Annotated in this window: 14 protein-coding genes; 5 read left to right on the forward strand and 9 right to left on the reverse strand. The window is 63.4% G+C overall.

Annotated features, from left to right (window positions below):
* Window positions 1-35: 35 nt before the first annotated feature.
* The 9 genes from ACQ4WY_RS25345 to ACQ4WY_RS25385 all read right to left on the reverse strand — a co-directional run bounded on the left by ACQ4WY_RS25345 (window position 36) and on the right by ACQ4WY_RS25385 (window position 8,742).
* Entirely contained in the window at window positions 36-1,181 is a 1,146-nt protein-coding gene (locus tag ACQ4WY_RS25345) for a D-alanyl-D-alanine carboxypeptidase family protein (protein WP_353659632.1), read from the reverse strand.
* A 113-nt stretch (window positions 1,182-1,294) separates the two neighbouring features.
* Window positions 1,295-1,948 carry an alpha/beta hydrolase gene (locus ACQ4WY_RS25350; protein WP_035828394.1) on the reverse strand — a complete coding sequence of 218 codons (654 nt, stop codon included), beginning with the start codon at window positions 1,946-1,948 and terminating at the stop codon, window positions 1,295-1,297.
* 35 nt (window positions 1,949-1,983) lie between these two features.
* Window positions 1,984-2,301, reverse strand: a complete 318-nt coding sequence (locus tag ACQ4WY_RS25355) for a (2Fe-2S) ferredoxin domain-containing protein (protein ID WP_070310269.1) — start codon at window positions 2,299-2,301, stop codon at window positions 1,984-1,986.
* 40 nt (window positions 2,302-2,341) lie between these two features.
* Complete coding sequence (locus ACQ4WY_RS25360) at window positions 2,342-3,529, reverse strand: VanZ family protein (protein ID WP_436506435.1); 1,188 nt, start codon at window positions 3,527-3,529, stop codon at window positions 2,342-2,344.
* 10 nt (window positions 3,530-3,539) lie between these two features.
* A complete protein-coding gene (locus ACQ4WY_RS25365) occupies window positions 3,540-4,154 on the reverse strand; it encodes an ABC-type transport auxiliary lipoprotein family protein (protein WP_436506436.1) in 615 nt (204 codons plus the stop codon).
* A gap of 12 nt (window positions 4,155-4,166) precedes the next feature.
* Window positions 4,167-5,126: an MlaD family protein gene (locus ACQ4WY_RS25370; protein ID WP_436506438.1), complete on the reverse strand. Its 960-nt coding sequence runs from the start codon at window positions 5,124-5,126 to the stop codon at window positions 4,167-4,169.
* A complete protein-coding gene (locus ACQ4WY_RS25375) occupies window positions 5,126-6,031 on the reverse strand; it encodes an ABC transporter ATP-binding protein (RefSeq protein WP_436506440.1) in 906 nt (301 codons plus the stop codon). The genes ACQ4WY_RS25370 and ACQ4WY_RS25375 overlap by 1 nt, the downstream gene beginning before the upstream one ends.
* On the reverse strand, window positions 6,031-7,164 hold the full coding sequence (locus ACQ4WY_RS25380; RefSeq protein WP_436506458.1) for an MlaE family ABC transporter permease: 1,134 nt from the start codon (window positions 7,162-7,164) through the stop codon (window positions 6,031-6,033). The genes ACQ4WY_RS25375 and ACQ4WY_RS25380 overlap by 1 nt, the downstream gene beginning before the upstream one ends.
* 57 nt (window positions 7,165-7,221) lie before the next feature.
* Window positions 7,222-8,742: a B12-binding domain-containing radical SAM protein gene (locus tag ACQ4WY_RS25385; RefSeq protein ID WP_436506442.1), complete on the reverse strand. Its 1,521-nt coding sequence runs from the start codon at window positions 8,740-8,742 to the stop codon at window positions 7,222-7,224.
* 141 nt (window positions 8,743-8,883) lie between these two features.
* Here ACQ4WY_RS25385 and ACQ4WY_RS25390 point away from each other — a divergent pair, with 141 nt between their 5' ends.
* The 5 genes from ACQ4WY_RS25390 to ACQ4WY_RS25410 are packed head-to-tail and all read left to right on the forward strand — an operon-like array spanning window position 8,884 to window position 18,176.
* A complete protein-coding gene (locus tag ACQ4WY_RS25390) occupies window positions 8,884-10,500 on the forward strand; it encodes a DUF2138 family protein (protein WP_436506443.1) in 1,617 nt (538 codons plus the stop codon).
* Window positions 10,497-11,171, forward strand: coding sequence for a DUF1175 family protein (locus tag ACQ4WY_RS25395; protein WP_436506444.1), 675 nt, complete (start codon window positions 10,497-10,499; stop codon window positions 11,169-11,171). Before ACQ4WY_RS25390 ends, ACQ4WY_RS25395 begins: the two co-directional genes overlap by 4 nt.
* A 14-nt stretch (window positions 11,172-11,185) precedes the next feature.
* Window positions 11,186-15,736, forward strand: a complete 4,551-nt coding sequence (locus ACQ4WY_RS25400; protein WP_436506445.1) for an alpha-2-macroglobulin family protein — start codon at window positions 11,186-11,188, stop codon at window positions 15,734-15,736.
* Window positions 15,737-15,741: 5 nt separating this feature from the next.
* Window positions 15,742-17,418, forward strand: coding sequence for a DUF2300 domain-containing protein (locus ACQ4WY_RS25405; protein ID WP_436506446.1), 1,677 nt, complete (start codon window positions 15,742-15,744; stop codon window positions 17,416-17,418).
* Window positions 17,419-17,447: 29 nt separating this feature from the next.
* Window positions 17,448-18,176 carry a YfaP family protein gene (locus ACQ4WY_RS25410; protein WP_436506459.1) on the forward strand — a complete coding sequence of 243 codons (729 nt, stop codon included), beginning with the start codon at window positions 17,448-17,450 and terminating at the stop codon, window positions 18,174-18,176.
* Window positions 18,177-18,570: the final 394 nt, after the last annotated feature.

Raw genomic sequence — 18,570 nt, forward strand, 5'->3', positions numbered from 1 at the left:
CGATGCGGGCATTTTTTATGCGGAACGCTAACTGCTTATTTCATCCACAGGCGCATCGAATCCCAGGCGCGGCCGAAGATCGTGGCCTGGTTGATGGTTTCCAGCGCCACGACCGGCAGTTCCAGCAGGACTTTGTCGTCAACCATCATTTTCAGCTTGCCGACAGGGGCGTTTTCAGCCAGTGGCGCAACCAGCGGGTCCTTGCGTTCCAGCACCGGTTTCATCTTGGCAGCCATGCCTTTTGGCACGGTGACGAGCACGTCGCGGGCGAAACCGATTTTCACGGTGCCCTTCGAGCCCTTCCACACTTCCGGCGTTGCCACGGCCTGGCCTTTCGAGTACAGCTTGACCGTATCGAAGTTCTGGAAGCCCCAGTTCAGCAGCTTCTGGCTTTCCTGCGTACGAGCCTGGTCGGACGTGGTGCCCAGCACAACGGAGATCAGGCGGCGCTCGCCGGTGCCGCCCGGACGGCGGGCCGACGCGATCATGCAATAGCCGGCCGCTTCCGTGTGGCCCGTCTTCATGCCGTCGACGGTTGGGTCCAGCCACAGCAGGCGGTTGCGGTTAGGCTGGGTGATCTTGTTGTAGGTAAAGCTTTTCACGGAATCGATTTTGTAGAATTCCGGGTAATCGGCGATCACGCGTTTGGCCAGCACGGACAAGTCTTGCGCCGTGGAATAGTTATCCGGGCTAGGCAAGCCATGCGGATTGGCAAAACGCGTGTTTTTCAGACCCATGCGTTGCGCTTCGCGGTTCATCAGCACGACGAAAGTGCCTTCATCGCCGGCAACAGCTTCAGCCAGCGCCACGGCGGCGTCGTTACCCGATTGAATCATCAGGCCGTGCAGCAAGTCGTCGATCGACACAGGGGTGGCCGGGTCGATAAACATCTTCGAGCTGCTCGAATCGACTTTCCAGGCGCGCACGGAGACATTCACTTTTTGGTCCAGCGCCAGTTTCTTTTCGCGGATGGCGGCAAATGTCAGGTAAGCCGTCATGATCTTGGTCAACGATGCCGGCTCGATGCGCGCGTCCGGATCTTGCGAAGCAATGATCTGGCCACTGGTGGCGTCAAGCAACAGCCAGGACTTGGCGGCGATGGTCGGTGCGGGAACGCTTTGGGCGTAGGCGGCGGAAAAGAAAAATACACTGGAGGCCAGTGCCGCTAAAAGTTTTTTCATGGAGGCTGGTCTGCGAAAAAGATGAAGGCTGAGGGCCATGTTGTTGCTGCTTACATGGCCGCGTGGAAAAAACGGATCAATTATAGCCGTGGAGACGCTAGTAAGCCCACACTTCAATGATCATCTGCTGCAATGGCGGGTTTGTCACCATGCCACAGGGCAATCACGAGGTTCTTGATGTGATTGAGCTTGCGGTGGAAAAAGTGGTCGGCGCCGGGGATCACGATCACGGGAATGTCTTGTGGACGAGCCCAGTCGAAGACGGCGGACAGGGGAATCGTGTCGTCCAGTTCGCCGTGGATCAAAATGGTATCGGCGGGAATATCGGCCATGGCCCACTTGCCGGCCGCGCTGCCAATCAGCGCCAGACGCTCGACGGGCGTGCCGGCGGCGGCCAGGCGCTCCTGCAGTTTCGATTGCACGAAGGTGCCGAACGAGAAACCGGACAAGGCCACGGGCAAGCCCGGGTACAGGCCGCGCATGTGTTCATACAGCAATTGCATGTCATCCGTTTCGCCTGCGCCATGGTCATGCACGCCTTCCGAGGCGCCCACGCCGCGGAAGTTGATGCGCGCCACCACGTAACCGAGGGCGACAAAGGCGCGCGCCAGGGTTTGCGTGACCTTGTTATCCATCGTACCGCCGTATAGCGGATGCGGATGGGCAACGAGGGCGATGCCGCGCGGGGTGTCTGCCGGGAAATCGAGCAAGCCTTCCATGCTGCCTGCATGGCCGGCGAGGGTAAATTTTTCCGAGTTTCTGTTCATGATGCTCATACTGGTGGGTATCTCTTAAATTGGCATTAAATCTTGAGGCGTTCGACGACCTTGCCGCCCACCAAGTGCGTATCGATGATTTCATCGATATCGCTGGTGTCGACATAGGTGTACCAGGTCGCTTCCGGGTAGATGACCAGCAGCGGGCCTTCTTCGCAGCGGTCCATGCAGCCGGCCTGGTTGATGCGGATCTTGCCCGCGCCATTCATGTCGAGCTCCTTGATGCGGCGCTTGCAATGCTTTTGCGCCGCTTCCGCGCCATGGTCGCCGCAGCTGTTGCGGCCGTCTTCACGTTTATTCATGCAGAAAAAAACGTGGCGTTCAAAATACGGTGCGTCGCTCATACTGTTCTCCTGCTGATTCATCAATGCGTCATGATAACGCTTATGGGTGGTCTTCGCGACGCTGGCGCTGCACGTCCTCCTGCCGGTTCAGGCGGTGCGAGGGCAGGCACAGGAACCACAGGGCCATGAAGGGCCACAGCAAGGCGAGGAATTGCGCCGCGCCATTGAAGTTGAGGAACTTGCCTTGTACCCAACCTTGCAAGGTCGACATGAAGTACGGGTTGATCGGCGTCGTATTCACCATCACTAGACTCAGCAGCAAGGTGGCGGCTGCGATGCGGCGCTGCGCCACGTGCGGTGCGAAGGCCAGGCCACCCAGCATGATCAGGCCGATCAGGAAACCGCCCTGGGCGCCCGGCGTGATCCAGACGAAGGCATTCTCGGGCGAAAACAGCAGGGCGCTGGCCATCGAGCGCACGATCAGTGCGGCGGCGATGAGGATCAGCATGAGCACGGTGCGGGGCGCGGCGCGGCGCAGCAGGCACAGCAAGGTGAGCACGGCGCCCGTCATGCCGCAAGCCGTGATGATGGTTTCCGAAAGCCAATATTGTTCGACAGTTAATATCACGTCGGGACGCAGATACGTGGCCAGGTCGATCTCCATGCCCGTCAGCTGTGACAGCCAGTCCGACAGGATGGGCAGCAGCTGGCCCAGGCCGAACAGATAGCCTTGCGGATAGATCTGCGCCAGCGGCCACAATGCCACCAGCACCAGGCCCTGGCTGGCGTGCTGGACAAACCAGCGCTGGCGCAAGCGGTACAGATGGCTATGGTCGAGCAGCTTGCGCGCCGTCAAGGCACCGATGATGGAGCCGATAAGGCAGCCGGCCGAATTCGTATAAAAGTCCAGATTCGACGACACGCGGCTGGGCAGGTAGGTTTGCACGGCTTCCATGCTGCCGGAAATAAACATGCCGCACAGGCTGGCAACGATGACGGCAAAGAAACCCGTGATCCTCGGAAACAGCGAATACACGATCAATGCGCCCAGCGGGATATAGCCGACGACGTTGATGCCCACGTCAAAGCCCGTCCAGTAACGGGGCATGCGCGTGTTTTCCAGGAAAGTCAGCGGTGATAAGCCATTGCTGTGCCAACCCGTAAACGGGAACCAGCTGGCGTACACGATCAGGAAGACGTAGGCGAGCAGGGTCGCGCGCGACACGGGTGACGAGCGTACGGGCGGCAGTGGCGCTGGCGGGCTGGCGGGAGCTGCGGGGGCGGTCATCGTGCTGCGGTCACTCTTTCGGCAGGTTCAGCGTGCCCAGCCAGGCCAGCAGGTCGGCGGCGATGGCATCCGATGCCGCCGCCAGCGCCTGCGCGCCCCCTTGCGCATCGGCGCTGCCGGCCGGGCCGCTGCGGCTGAAGGTTTTCTGGTCGATCAGGCGGTGGCCGCGAAAGACCGAGGCGCGCAGCGACACATGGCCGCTGCTTTGCGTCTGCGTATCGAAATTTTGCGAAAAATCATCGACATCGATGCGCAGCAGGGGCATGCCGGCGGCCGCGTCCGTGGTCGCCAGCACTTTCACGCCGCTCTGCGCCACGCGGGTTTTCAAGCGTTGGCTCAGCAGTTGCAGCGGCGGGGTGTTCCAGCGGTTGTAGGCGTACGGCCGCGATTGCTGTGCATCGGCGTACAGCAAGCGGTAATACATGCGCTGGCTGTCCAGCCAGGACGGGCCGTTGGCGTCGGCGATCACCAGCACGGGCACGGCTGGCGCAGCCGCTTGCGTGGCCGCCAGCGGCGCGGCCGGGCCGAAATCGTAGAACGTGGGGACGGGGCCGCGGCTGGCGCAACCGCCCAGCAGGAATACGGCGGCCAGGGCCAGCGCGGTGATATTGCGTGGGATATGCATGCTGTGTTCTCCTTATTTGCCCGGTGCCGAAAAACCGGGCTCGCCCGGGCCGGGCGGGATGTCTGGGGCGCCGAACAAGATGCTCTGCGGCTGTTCATTGAGCGTGCTCATGGTGGTTTTCAGGGCGCGCATCGAGGAGCGCGCCTCGCCGCTCAGCTCGATGACTTGCGGCAGCACTTCCAGCGACACGCCATTGGCCACCGTTTCCACCGAGTTGCCGACCCTGTCGACCGTGCCATTGACCTTGTCGAGCACGCCGCCTGGCGCCTGGATATCGTTACCCAGTTTTTTCCACGTGGCCGTCAGGTCCGACACGTTCTTGCTGGCCGTACTGACGGCCGTCAGGGTTTGCCGCGTTTGTTCCGTCAGTTGCGGCAATTGCGTCAGGGTCGGCTCCAGCTGCCGCGGAATGGCGCCGAAGGCCTTGGCCGCCTTGCCCACTTCATTGAAAGCACCCAGCATGGCGGCCTGGTTGTCGGGGCTGAGCAAATTATTCACTTTGTTGGTGATCTGCTCGGCCTGGTCGAGGATGCGCTTGCCGCGCTTTTCCAGCTGGTCGAGCAAGCCGGCGCGCAGGGGGATCAGCGAAGGCTTGTCCTTGTTGGTGCCCAGCAGTTTCGAGCCCACCTGTTCATCGTCGAGCTGGATGTAGGCGATGCCCGTCACGCCCTGGTAGCCGAGGGTGGCAAAGGTAGTGTTGGTGACGGGGGTATCGGGCGCGACACTGATGTGCACGAGGATTTGCCCCGCCTTTTGCGTGTCGAAATCGATGGCGTCGACCTTGCCCACTTCCAGGCCCCGGTAGCGCACGGTCGCCTGCGGGTTCAGGCCCGGCACGGACAGGGTGGTGGCGAGCAGGTAAGGCACCCTTTCCACGCGGTCGCGGTTGAACCAGACGCCGAACAGAATGGCGGCCACCAGCAGGGTGAGTGTAAAAAATCCCGTCATCAGGGCATGTGATCTGTTTTCCATTACTTCTCCGCTTTCTTGTCTGTGCCGGCGTCGTCGCCTGGCTGCGCCGCATTGCCCGCCGCCGCCTGTTTTTCATCGAGGACGGCCAGCGCGCGCTTGCCGCGGTCGCCGAGGAAAAATTGCTTGATGAACGGGTGGTCCACTTCGATCACCTCGCGCGTGGGGCCGATGGCGATCACGTGTTTTTCCGCCAGCACGGCGATGCGTGTGGACAGGGCGAACAAAGTGTCGAGGTCATGCGTGACCATCACCACCGTCAAGCCCAGCTCGCGGTGCAGCGACTGGATCAGGGCGACAAAGCTTTCCGACAAGTCCGGGTCCAGGCCCGCCGTTGGTTCGTCGAGGAACAGCAGCTTCGGTTCCAGCGCCAGGGCACGCGCCAGGGCCACGCGCTTGATCATGCCGCCCGACAAGTCCGACGGCATTTTCAGCGCATGTTCCGGGCCCAGGCCCACCATATTCATCTTCAATAATACCGCGTCGTGTATCAGCGCCTCGGGCAGCACGCGCAATTCGCGCATCGGCTGGGCCACATTGTCGAACACGGTCAGGGCCGAATACAGCGCGCCTTGCTGGAACAGCATGCCCCAGTGGTTGCGCAATTGCTGCAGCTGGTCGGAACTTGCCTGATTGATATCTTCGCCAAAGACTTTGACGCAGCCCCGCGCCGGATGTTCCAGGCCCAGCATCTGGCGCAGCAGCACCGTCTTGCCCGTGCCGGAGCCGCCCACGATGGAAAGGATTTCGCCCCGCTCGATTTCCAGGTTCAAGTCCTGGTGCACGACGGTGCGGCCGAACTTGGTCCACAGATTGGTGATTTCCACGACAGGCGCGCTGCCATGCAGGTTGAACTGGCCTTCGTTGCCCTCGCTCGCCTTGCAGGTGATATCGGTGTTGTCCGCCATCAGTAGCCCACTCCATTGAAGACGATGGCGAACACGGCGTCTGCCAGGATCACGACGGTGATGGCCGTGACGACGGCGGTGGTGGTGCCGTGCCCCAGGCTTTCCGTGTTGGCCTTGATGCGCAGGCCGAAGTGGCAGGAGACGAGAGCGATCAGCATGCCGAAAATCACGCCCTTGCCCAGGCCGATCATGTAGTTGGCCAGCGGTACGGCGTCCGGCAGCTTCTGGATGAAGTAGCGCGCCGACAGATTCAGTTCCACCTTGGCCGCCACCATGCCGCCGATCAGCGCGGCCGTATCCGTCCAGATGACGAGCAGGGGCATGGAAATGGCCAGGGCCAGCACTTTCGGCATGATGAGGCGGAAACCGTGCGAGATGCCCATCACCAGCATGGCGTCTAGCTCTTCCGTGACGCGCATGACGCCCAGCTGCGCCGTAATGGATGAACCCGAGCGCCCGGCCACGAGAATGGCGGCTAACAAGGGCCCCAGTTCGCGGATGACGCTCATGCCCAGCAGGTTGACCAGGTAGATGTCGCCGCCAAAGGCGCGCAGCTGCTGCGCCGACAGGTAGGACAGCACCACGCCGATCAGAAAGCCGACGAGGGCCGTGATGCCCAGCGCCTGGAAGCCCGCATGGAAGATATTGGCGGAAATTTCACGCCATGGCCCGCGCATCGGATGGCGCGCGAAGCGGCCGATATCCTGCGTCACCTGGCCTACCAGGGCAATAAACCCCTTCAAATGCTGGAAAAACAGCAGGATAGCCATGCCCAGTTTCATCACGGGCGTGAGGCGGTTGGCGCGCGAGGGCGGCGTTGTCAACGGCCCCGTTTCTTCGATGCGCCGGAAAAACTCTTCCTGCGTCGGCGCCAGGGTCAGCTGCGCGGGGCGCTGCTTGCCCCAGGCATTCCAGAACAGCTGGGCGCCGATATGGTCCATGCTCTCGATCTGCGACAGATCCCATTGCACCTTCGTGTCATCCTGCAAGGGCTTGAGCTGGGCGTCGATGGCCTTGATGGCATTGTCGTGCGCCAGCGCGTGCACTTGCCAAGTGCCGCTGGCAGTGACAAGGGCTCCCTGTTGGGAGCTGGTCTGGGAGAGGGTCAGTTTCGGCGATTGTACAGTCGGCATCATGCCAGTTTAAGGGAGAATGGCGCAGACCGCCACCGCTGTTCAATCGCCGGCATGTCAGGACGCCAGGTGGCGCGCCTGCCGCTGCGGCAGGGCGACGTCCGGGCGCACCTTGGCGCTGCTAGTAGTCACTTCGCTTGGTTTGGCATGCCCGGCCGCCTGCGCGCCGCCCGCATAGTCGCTGGCCAGCAGCGCATTGGCCTCGACCGCGCTCATGCCACGCGTCTGCAGCCATTGCGCTACCAGCTTGGCAAGGCGTTCCATGGCGATGCGGTGGGTGGCGTCCGTGTGGGCGTACAGCCAGTTCGAAAAATCCATGAAGTTTTCAAATGGCGCATCACCCAGCATCCATTGCACCGTATTGGCAAAGCGGCCCGAGTTGGCGACCAGGTCCCAGTAGCGGGCGAAGCGCACGAGGCGCTGCATGCTCATGAAATCAAGCTGTTTATTGGCCAGGATGGTGTAGGGCGGGTGCGGGTCGAACACCATGCCATAGTTTTCCGTGTGGCGGATGATGGGCGTGCCGCGCAGGCGCTTCAGGATGCCGAACTGGATTTCATGCGGTTTCAACGCCACCAGCTTGTTGAAACCGGCCGCAAAGCTCGCCTCATCCTCGCCCGGCAAGCCGGCGATCAAGTCCACGTGCAGGTGGGCGTTCGATTCCTCGCACAGCCAGCGGATGTTGTCGGCCGCCTTTTGATTGTCCTGCTTGCGGCTCACCAGCGATTGCACGTCCGGATTGAAACTCTGGATGCCGATCTCGAACTGCAGCGCGCCGGGCGGGAACTTGCTGATGCCTTCTTTCAGGGCGTCGGGCAAGTGGTCGGGCACCAGCTCGAAGTGGGCGTAGATGGGATCGTCCGGATTGGCTTCGATCTTGTCCAGAAAGAATTGCATGATCTTCAGGCTGGTCTTGATGTTCAGATTGAAGGTGCGGTCGACGAACTTGAACAGGCGGGCACCGCGCGCATGCAAGGACTCCATCTCGGCCAGGAAGTTCTCCAGCGCGAAGGGCCAGGCCGTCTTGTCCAGCGCCGACAGGCAGAATTCGCACTTGAACGGACAGCCACGCGACGCTTCCACGTAAATGGTGCGGTGGCGGATATCGTCATCTGTATACAGCGAGTAGGGCAGCTGCAGTTCCGCCAGCGGGGCTTGCACGCCCGCGTGGATCTTCATCAGCGGCTTTGGCCCGTTGAGGATCTCGCCGCACAGCTTGGGGAAGGTGACGTCGCCCCAGCCCGTGATCAGGTAATCGGCCAGCTTGACGATCTCTTGCTCGCCCGCTTCATGCGACACTTCCGGCCCGCCCAGCACGATGATGACTTCGGGCGCCACACGCTTGAGCATGGCCACCAGTTTCGTGGTTTCCTCGACGTTCCATATATACACGCCAAAACCGATGATGCGCGGTTTGTTCGTCAGGATGCGCTCGACCAGTTCCGTGGTTTTCGTGCCGATGACGAATTCCTGCAATCGCGTCTGCGCCTGCAACGGCCCCATATTGGCCAGTAAATAGCGCAATCCCAGCGAGGCGTGGGTGTAGCGGGCGTTCAGGGTGGAGAGCAGGATGGTCATGAGAGGCGATTGAAACGGCGAAACCGCTATTTTACGCTGTCGCGTCACCGGTGCGCTGCGGCCACAAATGCCATGTTACCATTTGTCAATAATTACTAACTTGTCAATGCCGTGGCAGGCTAAAAGGGATACAAGGTGCTGGTGAAAAAAGTACGCAATAAAAAACTCCTGGTCGGGGCGCTTGCCGGGGTGGCGCTGGTGGCCGCCGCGCTGGTCGGCTACCGGGTCTTCGGCTGGGGCGCGATGGGGCCGGTCAACGGCCTGAAGCTCGATTTGTCGCGGCCCGATGCGCTGGTCCGGACGAAAAGTCTGTCGACCTTGCCGCGCGACCTGCTGACGGTGCCGCTGGCGCGCGACGTGCTGCGCGAAGATTTCCTGTTTTATTACGAACAAAGCGAAGACCGGCTGGGGCTCAAGGGCAGCTTGCGCCGCATCGCCTACGAACATGAGCTGGGATGGGGCGACCAGTTGCTGCGCATGGTGCTGGACCAGCCGGCGGAAGTGGCCTTGTGGCGCGACGCCGATGGCTCGCTCAAGCATTTTGCCATCGCCGTGTCGCGCAACCAGTTGACACGCCTGCTCGAGGAAGCGGGCAAGATCGCCTTGAAGGATACGCAAATGCGCGTGGCCGGCAGCTTGCGCGTCGATGGCGGCCAAGTACCGGTGTATGCGCTCAATTACGCTTACCAGCGCACCTTGCTGTTTGCCGCGCATGGCCAGCGTCTGGTCATCCTGTCGCATCCCGGCATGCTGTATGGCGGCAGCGACGGCAAGGATGGCGATGGCACGGCCGAGAAAACCGTGGCCAGCCTGCTGGCGCCAGAGCCGGCCAAACAGAACGTCTTTCATGCGCAGTTCCATCTCGACAGCGCCGCACCCGAGGGCCACAGCCTCGCCGTCAAGGCCGACTTCCTGTCGTTCGGCTATCAGCCTTTCTTCGGCGCGCTCGAAGCGCTGCGCTTCGATTTCAGCAAGGGCGCATGGCAGTCCAAGGTGCTGCTCAATGCCGACAAATTGAAAAACGGTGGGTACGACAGCAGCGCCTTGTGGCCGCTGCTGCCCCATAGTCCCAGTGCCTGTTTCAGCGTGCCGGTGGACTGGACCGCGCTGCAGCCCGTGCTCAAGCGTCTGGGAAGCAAGACCTCCGAGCCGGTGGTTCCGCTGGCCCAGCACTTGCAAGGGCCTGCCGCCGCTTGCTGGTATGGCACTTCACGGCTGCATACGCCGGTTTTTGTTGCCACGCGCAGTGCGCAGGCCGGTGATGACGCTTTATACGGAAGCCTGTTCGAGGCGGCCATCGGCGGCAAGGACCCCGTGCGCAAGACTACCGGCAAAGATGCTAAAGGTGCGTTCGTGCGATGGGAGCGCAGCGTCGCCACAGCCCTGGGCCAGTCCACGCCGGCGCTGGCCGTGGCCGGCAATACCGTTGTCTTTTCCGCCGACGGCAAGCTGGTCGACCAGGTGCTGGCCGTGCGCCGCAAGCAGGCGCCGGCGGCCAGTGACCTGCTGCCCGATGGCGCGCGCACCATCGGCCTGATCGCGCCGGCATCGCTGGCCCGGCTGATCCAGCTGGAAGCCTTCGATACCCTGCCGGCGAATAACGAGCCGGTCTTGCGCGCGGCCGCCAACGAACACCTGGTGCCGCGCCTGAACGCCTTGAAAAAATATCCGCCGCTGCGCATGGTGCTCAAGCGGCAGTCAAGCAGCGGCACAGGCCTGGTGTGGGAAACGCTGGAATGGCAGGAGACTGCGCGATGACGGTGTGGCGTGCGCGCCGTGCCGTTTTGCGCTGGATGGCTGGCGGGGCTGCCGCTGTTGCCATCCCCCATGCCTGGGCCCTGCGCGCGGCAGCCGAACCGCAAGTGCGGCTGTCGCAGGGCCAGAGCCGCGCTTTCCAGGCCTGGATGCTGCGCATCGTCAATGCGCAGATCGAACGGGGGCCGTCGCCGCGCTGGACGCACCGCGATTGCGCCGGACTGGTGCGCTTTGCCGTCAACGAAGCGCTCACCGTGCATGACGCGAAGTGGCTGCATGCGAATGGCATCGCCAGCGACCGGCGTCTGCCGCCCGAGCTGGACCTGGATACCAGTCAGGCCGCCTTGCGCAACCGCTGGGTGCAAACGGGCGGCAAGGTCGGCCACTTCGTCACGGCGCTGGCGCTGGTGCAGCACAACAGCCGTTTCATCGCCCGCGAAATCAGCCAGGCGCTGCCCGGCGACCTGCTGTTTTTTGACCAGGGCGACGAACAGCACCTGATGGTCTGGATGGGGGCGCGCATCGCCTACCACACCGGCACCGTCACCCCCGACGACAATGGTCTGCGGACCGTCGATATCAAAGAACTTACGAGCTGGAAGGACACGCGGTGGCAACCTGTGGTCAACAATCCGAATTTCGCCGGTGTGTTCCGGCTGGCGTTCCTGTCATGAAGCCGATTTTTCTCATGAAGCTGTTATTTGCCAGCCTGCTGGCGCTGCTCATGCTGGGCAGTGCCTCCGCGCAGCAACGCGAGCCCAGCAAAGAGTCTAGTAACTACAGCACCTTCAAGGGCGAGCCATTTTTCCTGTTGTCGGACGCCAGCTACGGCAGCAGCGACGAGTCGCGCGTGCGGCTCGAGGTGCCCGGCCGCGACATGGGACGCATGAACCTGGAAGCGTATTCGGGCGCCGACATTGTCGTCTACCGCGTGCCCGAACCGATGGAATTCCTGAAAAAACAGCGCAATCTGCACCGCATCCAGGTCGAGGGCAATTACCAGGGCGAAGGCCTGGCCAATACCTTGAGCTTTCTGTGGGATAGCTGGTGGAAGCAGTCGCGCCTGGCCTGGCGCAAGCTGTTTTCCGGCGAGGCGCGCCGCGCGGTAACGAAGGAACAGCCGCAGCTGGCCACGAATGACGCGATCCGCCGGCCGACCGTGTTCGCCAACCATCCGCAGTACAAACCGATCAAGGGCATGGAGCTGGTCGACAGCTTCCGCTATCCGATCTGGCAAGCCAAGGCCATCGCACCGCCGAAGGGCGTCAAGCTCGATGGATCGAGCAGCGATTTCATCGTTGCCGGCGCCGGCAATGTGATGATCCCGCTGGGCAAGCGCAAGCCGGGCTTGTACTTGGTCGAAGCGATCATCGGCGAGCACCGCGCCACCACCCTGGTGTTCGTGTCCGACACGGTGGCCGTCACCAAGGTATCGTCCGGCCAGATGCTGGTCTGGACGGCGCGGCGCGACAACAGCGCCGCCGCGGCTGGCGCCAGCGTGGCGTGGACCGACGGCACCGGCGTGCTGCAGTCGGCGGTCACCGGTGCAGACGGCGTCGCGTCGCTCGAGCGCGGCAGCCCGGAACACACGTATGTGCTGGGCCAGGACAGCACCGGCGGCGTGTTCGTGTCCGAGAATTTTTACTATGACAGCGAGATCTATAACACCAAGATTTATGCGGTGACCGACCGGCCCCTGTACCGGCCCGGCGATGAGGTCAACGTCAAGTTCCTGGGCCGCGAATTTACCTCCGCGCGCGCATCGCAGGCGGCGGCTGCTGCACCGCTGAGCTTGACCGTGCTCAATCCGAACGGCACGCCGCTGCTGACGCAAACGCTGCAGCTGTCCGGCGACACGGGCGCCGACACGCGCTTCCGCCTGCCCACGGAAGCTACCGCCGGCGGCTATGAACTGCGCTTCAACTACAAGGATGGCGTGTATGGCGCGGCCTTCCGCGTGGCCGAATACATCAAGCCGCACTTCGAAATCAACGTCCAGCCATCGAAACCGGAATTCAAGACGGGCGAGGCGCTCAAGGGCAGCATCGCGCTGCGCTACCCGGATGGCAAACCGGTGAAAAACGCGAAGATGACCCTGTCGCTGCGCAGCCAGCAAAACACCATGGTCGAAGGTGAGCTGCGTTACAGCGGCCTGTTCCCGGTGGCCTTGAAGACCGAGGAAGTGACGAGCGACGGCAGCGGCAATGTGGACTTCACCTTGCCGCCGGCCGCCGATCCCTCGCGCTACATCTTGACCGTGCTGGCGACCGATGGCGCGGCCTACCGCGTCAAGGCGACGCGCGAGCTGATGATAGAACGCTCGAGCAGCAGCTACCAGTTGAAGGCCACGCGCCAGTTTTCCGATCCGGGCCAGGCCGTGCATTTCGACATGCTGGCTGATGGCCAGGGCGCGGCGAAGCCCGTGCGCTGGGAGATGGTGCAGCTGGAAAAACAGAGCAAGACCGAGGGCGCGTTCGATCCAAACGCCAAGGGCTGGGACGTGACATTCCCGGCCTCCGGCTCGTATCAGCTGGCGCTGCGCGACGAACGCGGCAACCTGCTGGCCGCCGCCAGCCACTGGGTCGCCGGCGATGGCGTGCAGACGACGCCGGGCAGCATCGAGATCGTGCTCGATCGCGCCCGCTATCGTCCGGGTGACATCGCCGAGGCCTTGATCACCTTTTCCGACAAGGTCGACCAGGCGCTGTTGACGCTCGAGCGCGACAAGGTGGAACACTATGGCTTGATGGCCGGCGCCGCTGATTGGTACCAGGCGAAGCGCGTGGCGCCGCGGCAGTGGCGCGTGCGCATTCCCGTCAAGGAGGAGCACGGCCCGAACATGACGTTCTCGGTGGCCTACACGCGCAATGGCGACTTCGTGTTCGAGAACGCCGGCCTGCAAGTGATCGAGCCACGCATCGCGCTGCAGTTCAAGAGCGACAAGGAGGTCTACCAGCCCGGCGAGAAGGTGACCCTGGACGTCAAGGCGACCCTCGATGGCAAGCCCCTGAGCACCCTGGTGGCGCTGGGCGTGGTCGATGAAATGATCTATGTGCTGCAGCCGGAAATCGCGCCGGACATCGGCGACTTCTTCTACCATCCGCGCCGCAACAACGTGCGCACCACGGCCAGCCTGTCCTTCATCAGCTACGACATGGCGCAGGGGCGCACTGCCGGTGCGCCCGCGCGCCACAACTACAACGAGCGTGGCGTCAAGGTGCTCGAGCGTCCGCGCCGCGACAATATCGATACCGCCTACTGGGCGCCATCGCTGAAGACCGACGCGAATGGCAACGCACGCGTGAGTTTCACCATGCCCGACGCGCTGACCCGCTGGAGGATCACCGGCCGCGCGATGGATGAGCAGGGGCGGGTCGGCCAGCGCACCGCCTATCTGCGTTCGGACAAGAACTTCTATGCCAAGTGGACCGCGCCGGACTGGATGCGTGCCGGCGATGCGCCGCGCGTCTCGGTGGCCGTGTTCAACCAGACTGGCAAGGAGCAGGCGCTCGACGTTGTCCTCTCCGGCGGGGCGCAGCCGAAGACGGAAAAACTGTCCGCCAAGCCGGGTGTGAACTATGTCGAATTCCCGCTTGCGCCAGGGGCCGGACCGCTGCGCCTGGAAGTAAAACAGAACGGAAAACTGGTCGACGCGCTCGACACGGCCATGCAAACCTTGCCCGCCGCCTGGAGCAGTCCGCGTTCGCTGGTGCTGCCGCTCGATGGCGCCACGAGTGAACTCGCGCTCAAGCTGCCGGCGGACGCGCGCAATATCCGCGTCTCGTTCGCGCAGGGCGCGGCCAGCCAGTTCGCGCGCATCGCCGACGACCTGATCGACTATCCGTATGGCTGCGTGGAGCAGACGGCGAGCCGCCTGATTCCGCTCGCGCTGGCCACGCAAAGCCTGGGGCCGGACGCCGGCGCGGCAAGCGAACGCCTGCAAACGCTGCTCACGGCGCAGCGCCTGCGCCTGGTCTCCATGGCCGGTCCGAACGCCGTCTTCGGCTGGTGGGGCAACGCCACGGCCGGCAATGCCTTGATGACGGCCTACGCCTATTACGCGGACTGGTACGCGGCGCGCGCGCTGCGCATCGAGCTGCCGCCCGAGCACTGGAACAAGCTGCTGGCCGTCTACAGCGAACATGGCTTGAAGGACGCGATGGGCGACCGCGCGCTGGTGCTGTGGATGGCGCGCGAGATGGGCTTGCCCACGCAGACACTGGCTGCCGGCCTGGTGGACGACAGCGCGATCGCCGTCCTGGGTGGCAAGCCGCGCCTGGCGGGCGACAGCGGCAGCCTGCTGCTGGGCGGAGCCTCTGACCGTGAAGCGCAAGCGATGAGCCTTGGCCTGGTGGCGCTGGTCGCCAGCCAGAATGGCATCGACTTGCCGCATTCGCTGCAGCTGCAAGTGGCCAGCGCCTGGCAAGTCTTGCGTGAGTCCAAGGCGCCGGTGGCGCAGGCCTTGCTGATGCTGGCTGGCGAAGTGCCGCCATCGCAGGCCGATGCGGTACTGGCCAGCGTGCGCGCCGAGATGCCGACCCTGGACCGCGCAATGACCTTGCTGTGGGTGCAAAAGAAGCTGGGCGGCGCATCGTTCGGCAAGGGGCCGGCCGTGGCGCTGGACGGCGCCTGGCAAAAACGCGACAGCCGCAGCGGCCAGCCGCTCTGGCGCTGGACGGACGCCAGGAGTGTTCCCGATAAATTGCGTCTCGCCGCATCGGCTCCGGCACCGGCCGCCACGGTGGCCGTGGTGCAGTACGACAGCCATGCCGCCGAAACGCAGAGCTTGCCGGTCACCGTCGAACGTCGCATCTTGCGCATGAAGGCGGGCAAGGGCGGCTACACGACGGAACTGGTCAAGGCGGGTGAAACGCTCAGCACGGATGCGCTGTATCTCGATGAAATCACCTTGAAAGCGGCGCCGGGCGCGAAGCATCGTTTTGGTCTGCTGGAAGTGGCGCTGCCGCCGGGCGCCATGGTCGAATCGACCACCTGGGGCATGGTCATGGCGGGCGACAAGCCGGCCGCGCTGGAACGCGCGCGCCACACGGAGCGCCGCGACGGCTATGCCGTGCCGATCGAGCCTTTGGCCGGCGACGTGACGGTGCGCCATTTGCTGCGCTTCGCGCAAAAGGGCAGTTACGTTCTGCCGCCGGCGCGCTTTTACCGCATGTACCAGCCGGAGCAGAAAGCGTTCGAGGGCGGCGGTAAGAGCACGCGCGCGCTGAAGGTCGAGTGATGCGCGTGGTGCGTCCTGTATTGATGGCGACTCTGTTGTTGGCCGCGCCCGCTTGGTCTGCATCCCTGGATGTGGCCTGGCGGCGCGATGGCAAGACGGAAGTGCGGCAGTTGCGCCAGGGTGGCGCGGCGCCGCCGCCGTTTGACGGCGCGCGGCAAGTGCCGCTGGCCAGCCTGTGGAAGCTGTTCGTGTATGTCTACGCGACGGATAACAAGGTGGCGATGCCGGATTACCGCTGCGGCGGCCGCGATCCGGAAGAAGTGTATTGCTGCGATGCGGGGCAGAGCATCGACCACGACGCGGCGCTGGCGCAGTCCTGCGGCCCATTTTTCTCGCCCAAGCGTTTGATGATCGCGCCGGCCTCATGGCGCCAATACTGGACCGGCCGCCTGGGCGCGGCGCCCGCAGGGGACTTCGCCTGGCTGGCGGATCCCGCCCAGCTGGCGCCGGCGCGCATGGTGCGCCTGGATAGCCTGCTGCGCGCGCTGGACTGCATCCCGGCCGCCAGCCGCGTGGACGCCGAGGCAGCACTGCTGCGCGTGGTGCTCGACGGACGCGGGGCCGGCACGGCGCGCTGGTTCGGCAGCCAGTTGCGCGTAAAGACGTATTCCTGGCACGAGCAGCGCCGGGCAGACGAGCGTATCGGCGGCGCAGCCGGCTGGCTGGCCGATGGCACGCCGATCTGGTTTGGCGGCGCGGGCGGCAGCAGCAATGTCTTCGCACAGTGGGCGCCCAGGCTGGCCGCCAGTTTGCCGAAAGTTGGCGCGGCCGACGATGGCGGCTGCGTGGTGGTCGATTACTTCAAGCGTTATCCGATTCGCGCCGTGCGCGGCGAGCGTGGCGTGGCCGTACCTGGGCCGCTGAATGGCCGCTACCATGTGCAGTTCGAGAATGGCCAGAACCTCGCCTTGCGCAGCACCGGCGAGCTGATGCTGGTACAAGAGAAGGGCGGCCGCCCGCAATTGCGCGGCCGCTTCGGCGTCAATGAATATGTGGCGCGGGTGCTTGATCGTGAAGCGAATGCTGGCGAGCCGGAAGCGGCCAAGGCGCTGGCGATTGCCGCACGCACGTATTTGCAGCAGAACGCGGTGAGCGTGGCGGGCTGCCAGCAGATCGCCGACAGCAGCGCGACCCAGCGCGTCAGCCCCAGCCCCGCCACGCCGGCGGCGCTGGCGATTGCGCGCTGGACCGATCAGCTGATCGTCGATGGCGTCACCGTGCGCTATCACAGTAATCAGGCGTCCGAGGGGACCATGGCGTGGAGCGAGGCGGTGCGGCAGGCCAAACAGGGCAAGTACTATGATGAATTGCTGGCGGCGGCCTATCCCGGCGGCGCGCTGAGCACCTTTGGCAACACCGGCGCGCGTTGCCGTCGCCTGGCGCAGAACGAGGATTGGCTGGCGCGGTCCGTGCCGCGCTGGCAGCGCGTGCTGCTGCGCGAGGCCGGCTACGAGGCGCCGCCACAAGCGCCGCTGGTCTGTGCCCTGTCCAGCGGCGCGCCGTATTCGGAACAGTCGCGCAACCGCATCTTCATGCGCCCGCTGGCCACGCGCGAAGACCGCATCACCTTGGCCCATGAATATTTACACCTTGGCCTGCGCCGCCATCCGCGCGGCCAGGACGAAGAATATGTCGAGCGGCTGGCCCGCCGGCTCGTCGACCTTAACCTGGAGGCCCTGTGAGTTTTTATATCCGTTGCTCGATTCCCCTGATGCTATTGCCACTCTGGGCGCAGGCCCAGGTCACCATCGATGCACCGAAGGGCGGCTGGCGCAATTCGGCCGGCGCGCGCGAGGACTATACGCAAGCGGTCAATTACCCCGCCGCGTCGGTCAACCTGCAGCCTGGCCAGGCCGAAACGGCGCAGATGCGGGGACGTATCGCGGGCGCCGTCAAGGGCAAGCCCGCCACGCTGGTGGTCAATGGCGTGGCGATGCCGATGGAGGTGGGCGAGGACGGCAGCTACGGCCGTCCCTATGGATTCGGCAGCGGCTCGAACAGCGTGGAAGTGCGTTCTCCGGATGGCAGGAGCCGCGCGCGCGCCCAGTTTGTCGACAGCTACCAGGGCAAGACGCAGGCGCGTTTGCGTATTGTGCTGTCGTGGGACAGCGCCGGCACCGATCTTGATCTGCATGTGGTCACGCCGGACGGTGGCCACGCGTGGTACGGCAATCGCGTATTGAAAGATGGCGGCGCGCTGGATGTGGACGTGACCACCGGCTATGGCCCGGAAATCTTTTCCAGCGCGGCGCCGCTGAAGGGCAACTATCACGCCTATGTCAATTACTACGGCAGCGGCGAGAACACCGCCATGCTGACTGTCGCCCGCATATCGATCATCACCAACGAAGGCACGCCGCGTGAAAAGCTGCAGAGCTTCCAGGTGCCGATGCGGGCCGCCGGCGAGCTGACCTTGGTGAAATCGTTCGTCTTGCCATAAGTGCCCGAAAATGGCGCTTGCGGAGCCGCCGCACCTTGGCTATAATTCGCCCCCTCGCTGAACGACGCATGCAAATGCCGAGTAAAGCAGGGTGAAAAAGAAGGTTGACGAAATGCTGAAAACGCTTCATACTCTTCCTTCTTCGCAGCTGACAAACACAACGCTTTGTCGATAGCGCGAAAGTAGTAAATAAGCAGTACCGAATACCGTTCTTTAACAATTAACAGTCGATAAGTGTGGGCATTTGATGCAAGTGCAGCGTCAATCTTCGGATTGACGTCTAACTTAAAATATCAAATGTTCACAAGAAATAATGAAATAGGATACTTCTTCGGAAGTAGCCTGTCAGTTTTTTGAGTGAGCAAACACCTCGCAATGCGAGGGGTTTGAACTA

It is taken from the genome of Janthinobacterium salmonicoloratum, assembly GCF_051380845.1.
Lineage (GTDB): Bacteria > Pseudomonadota > Gammaproteobacteria > Burkholderiales > Burkholderiaceae_D > Janthinobacterium > Janthinobacterium lividum_F.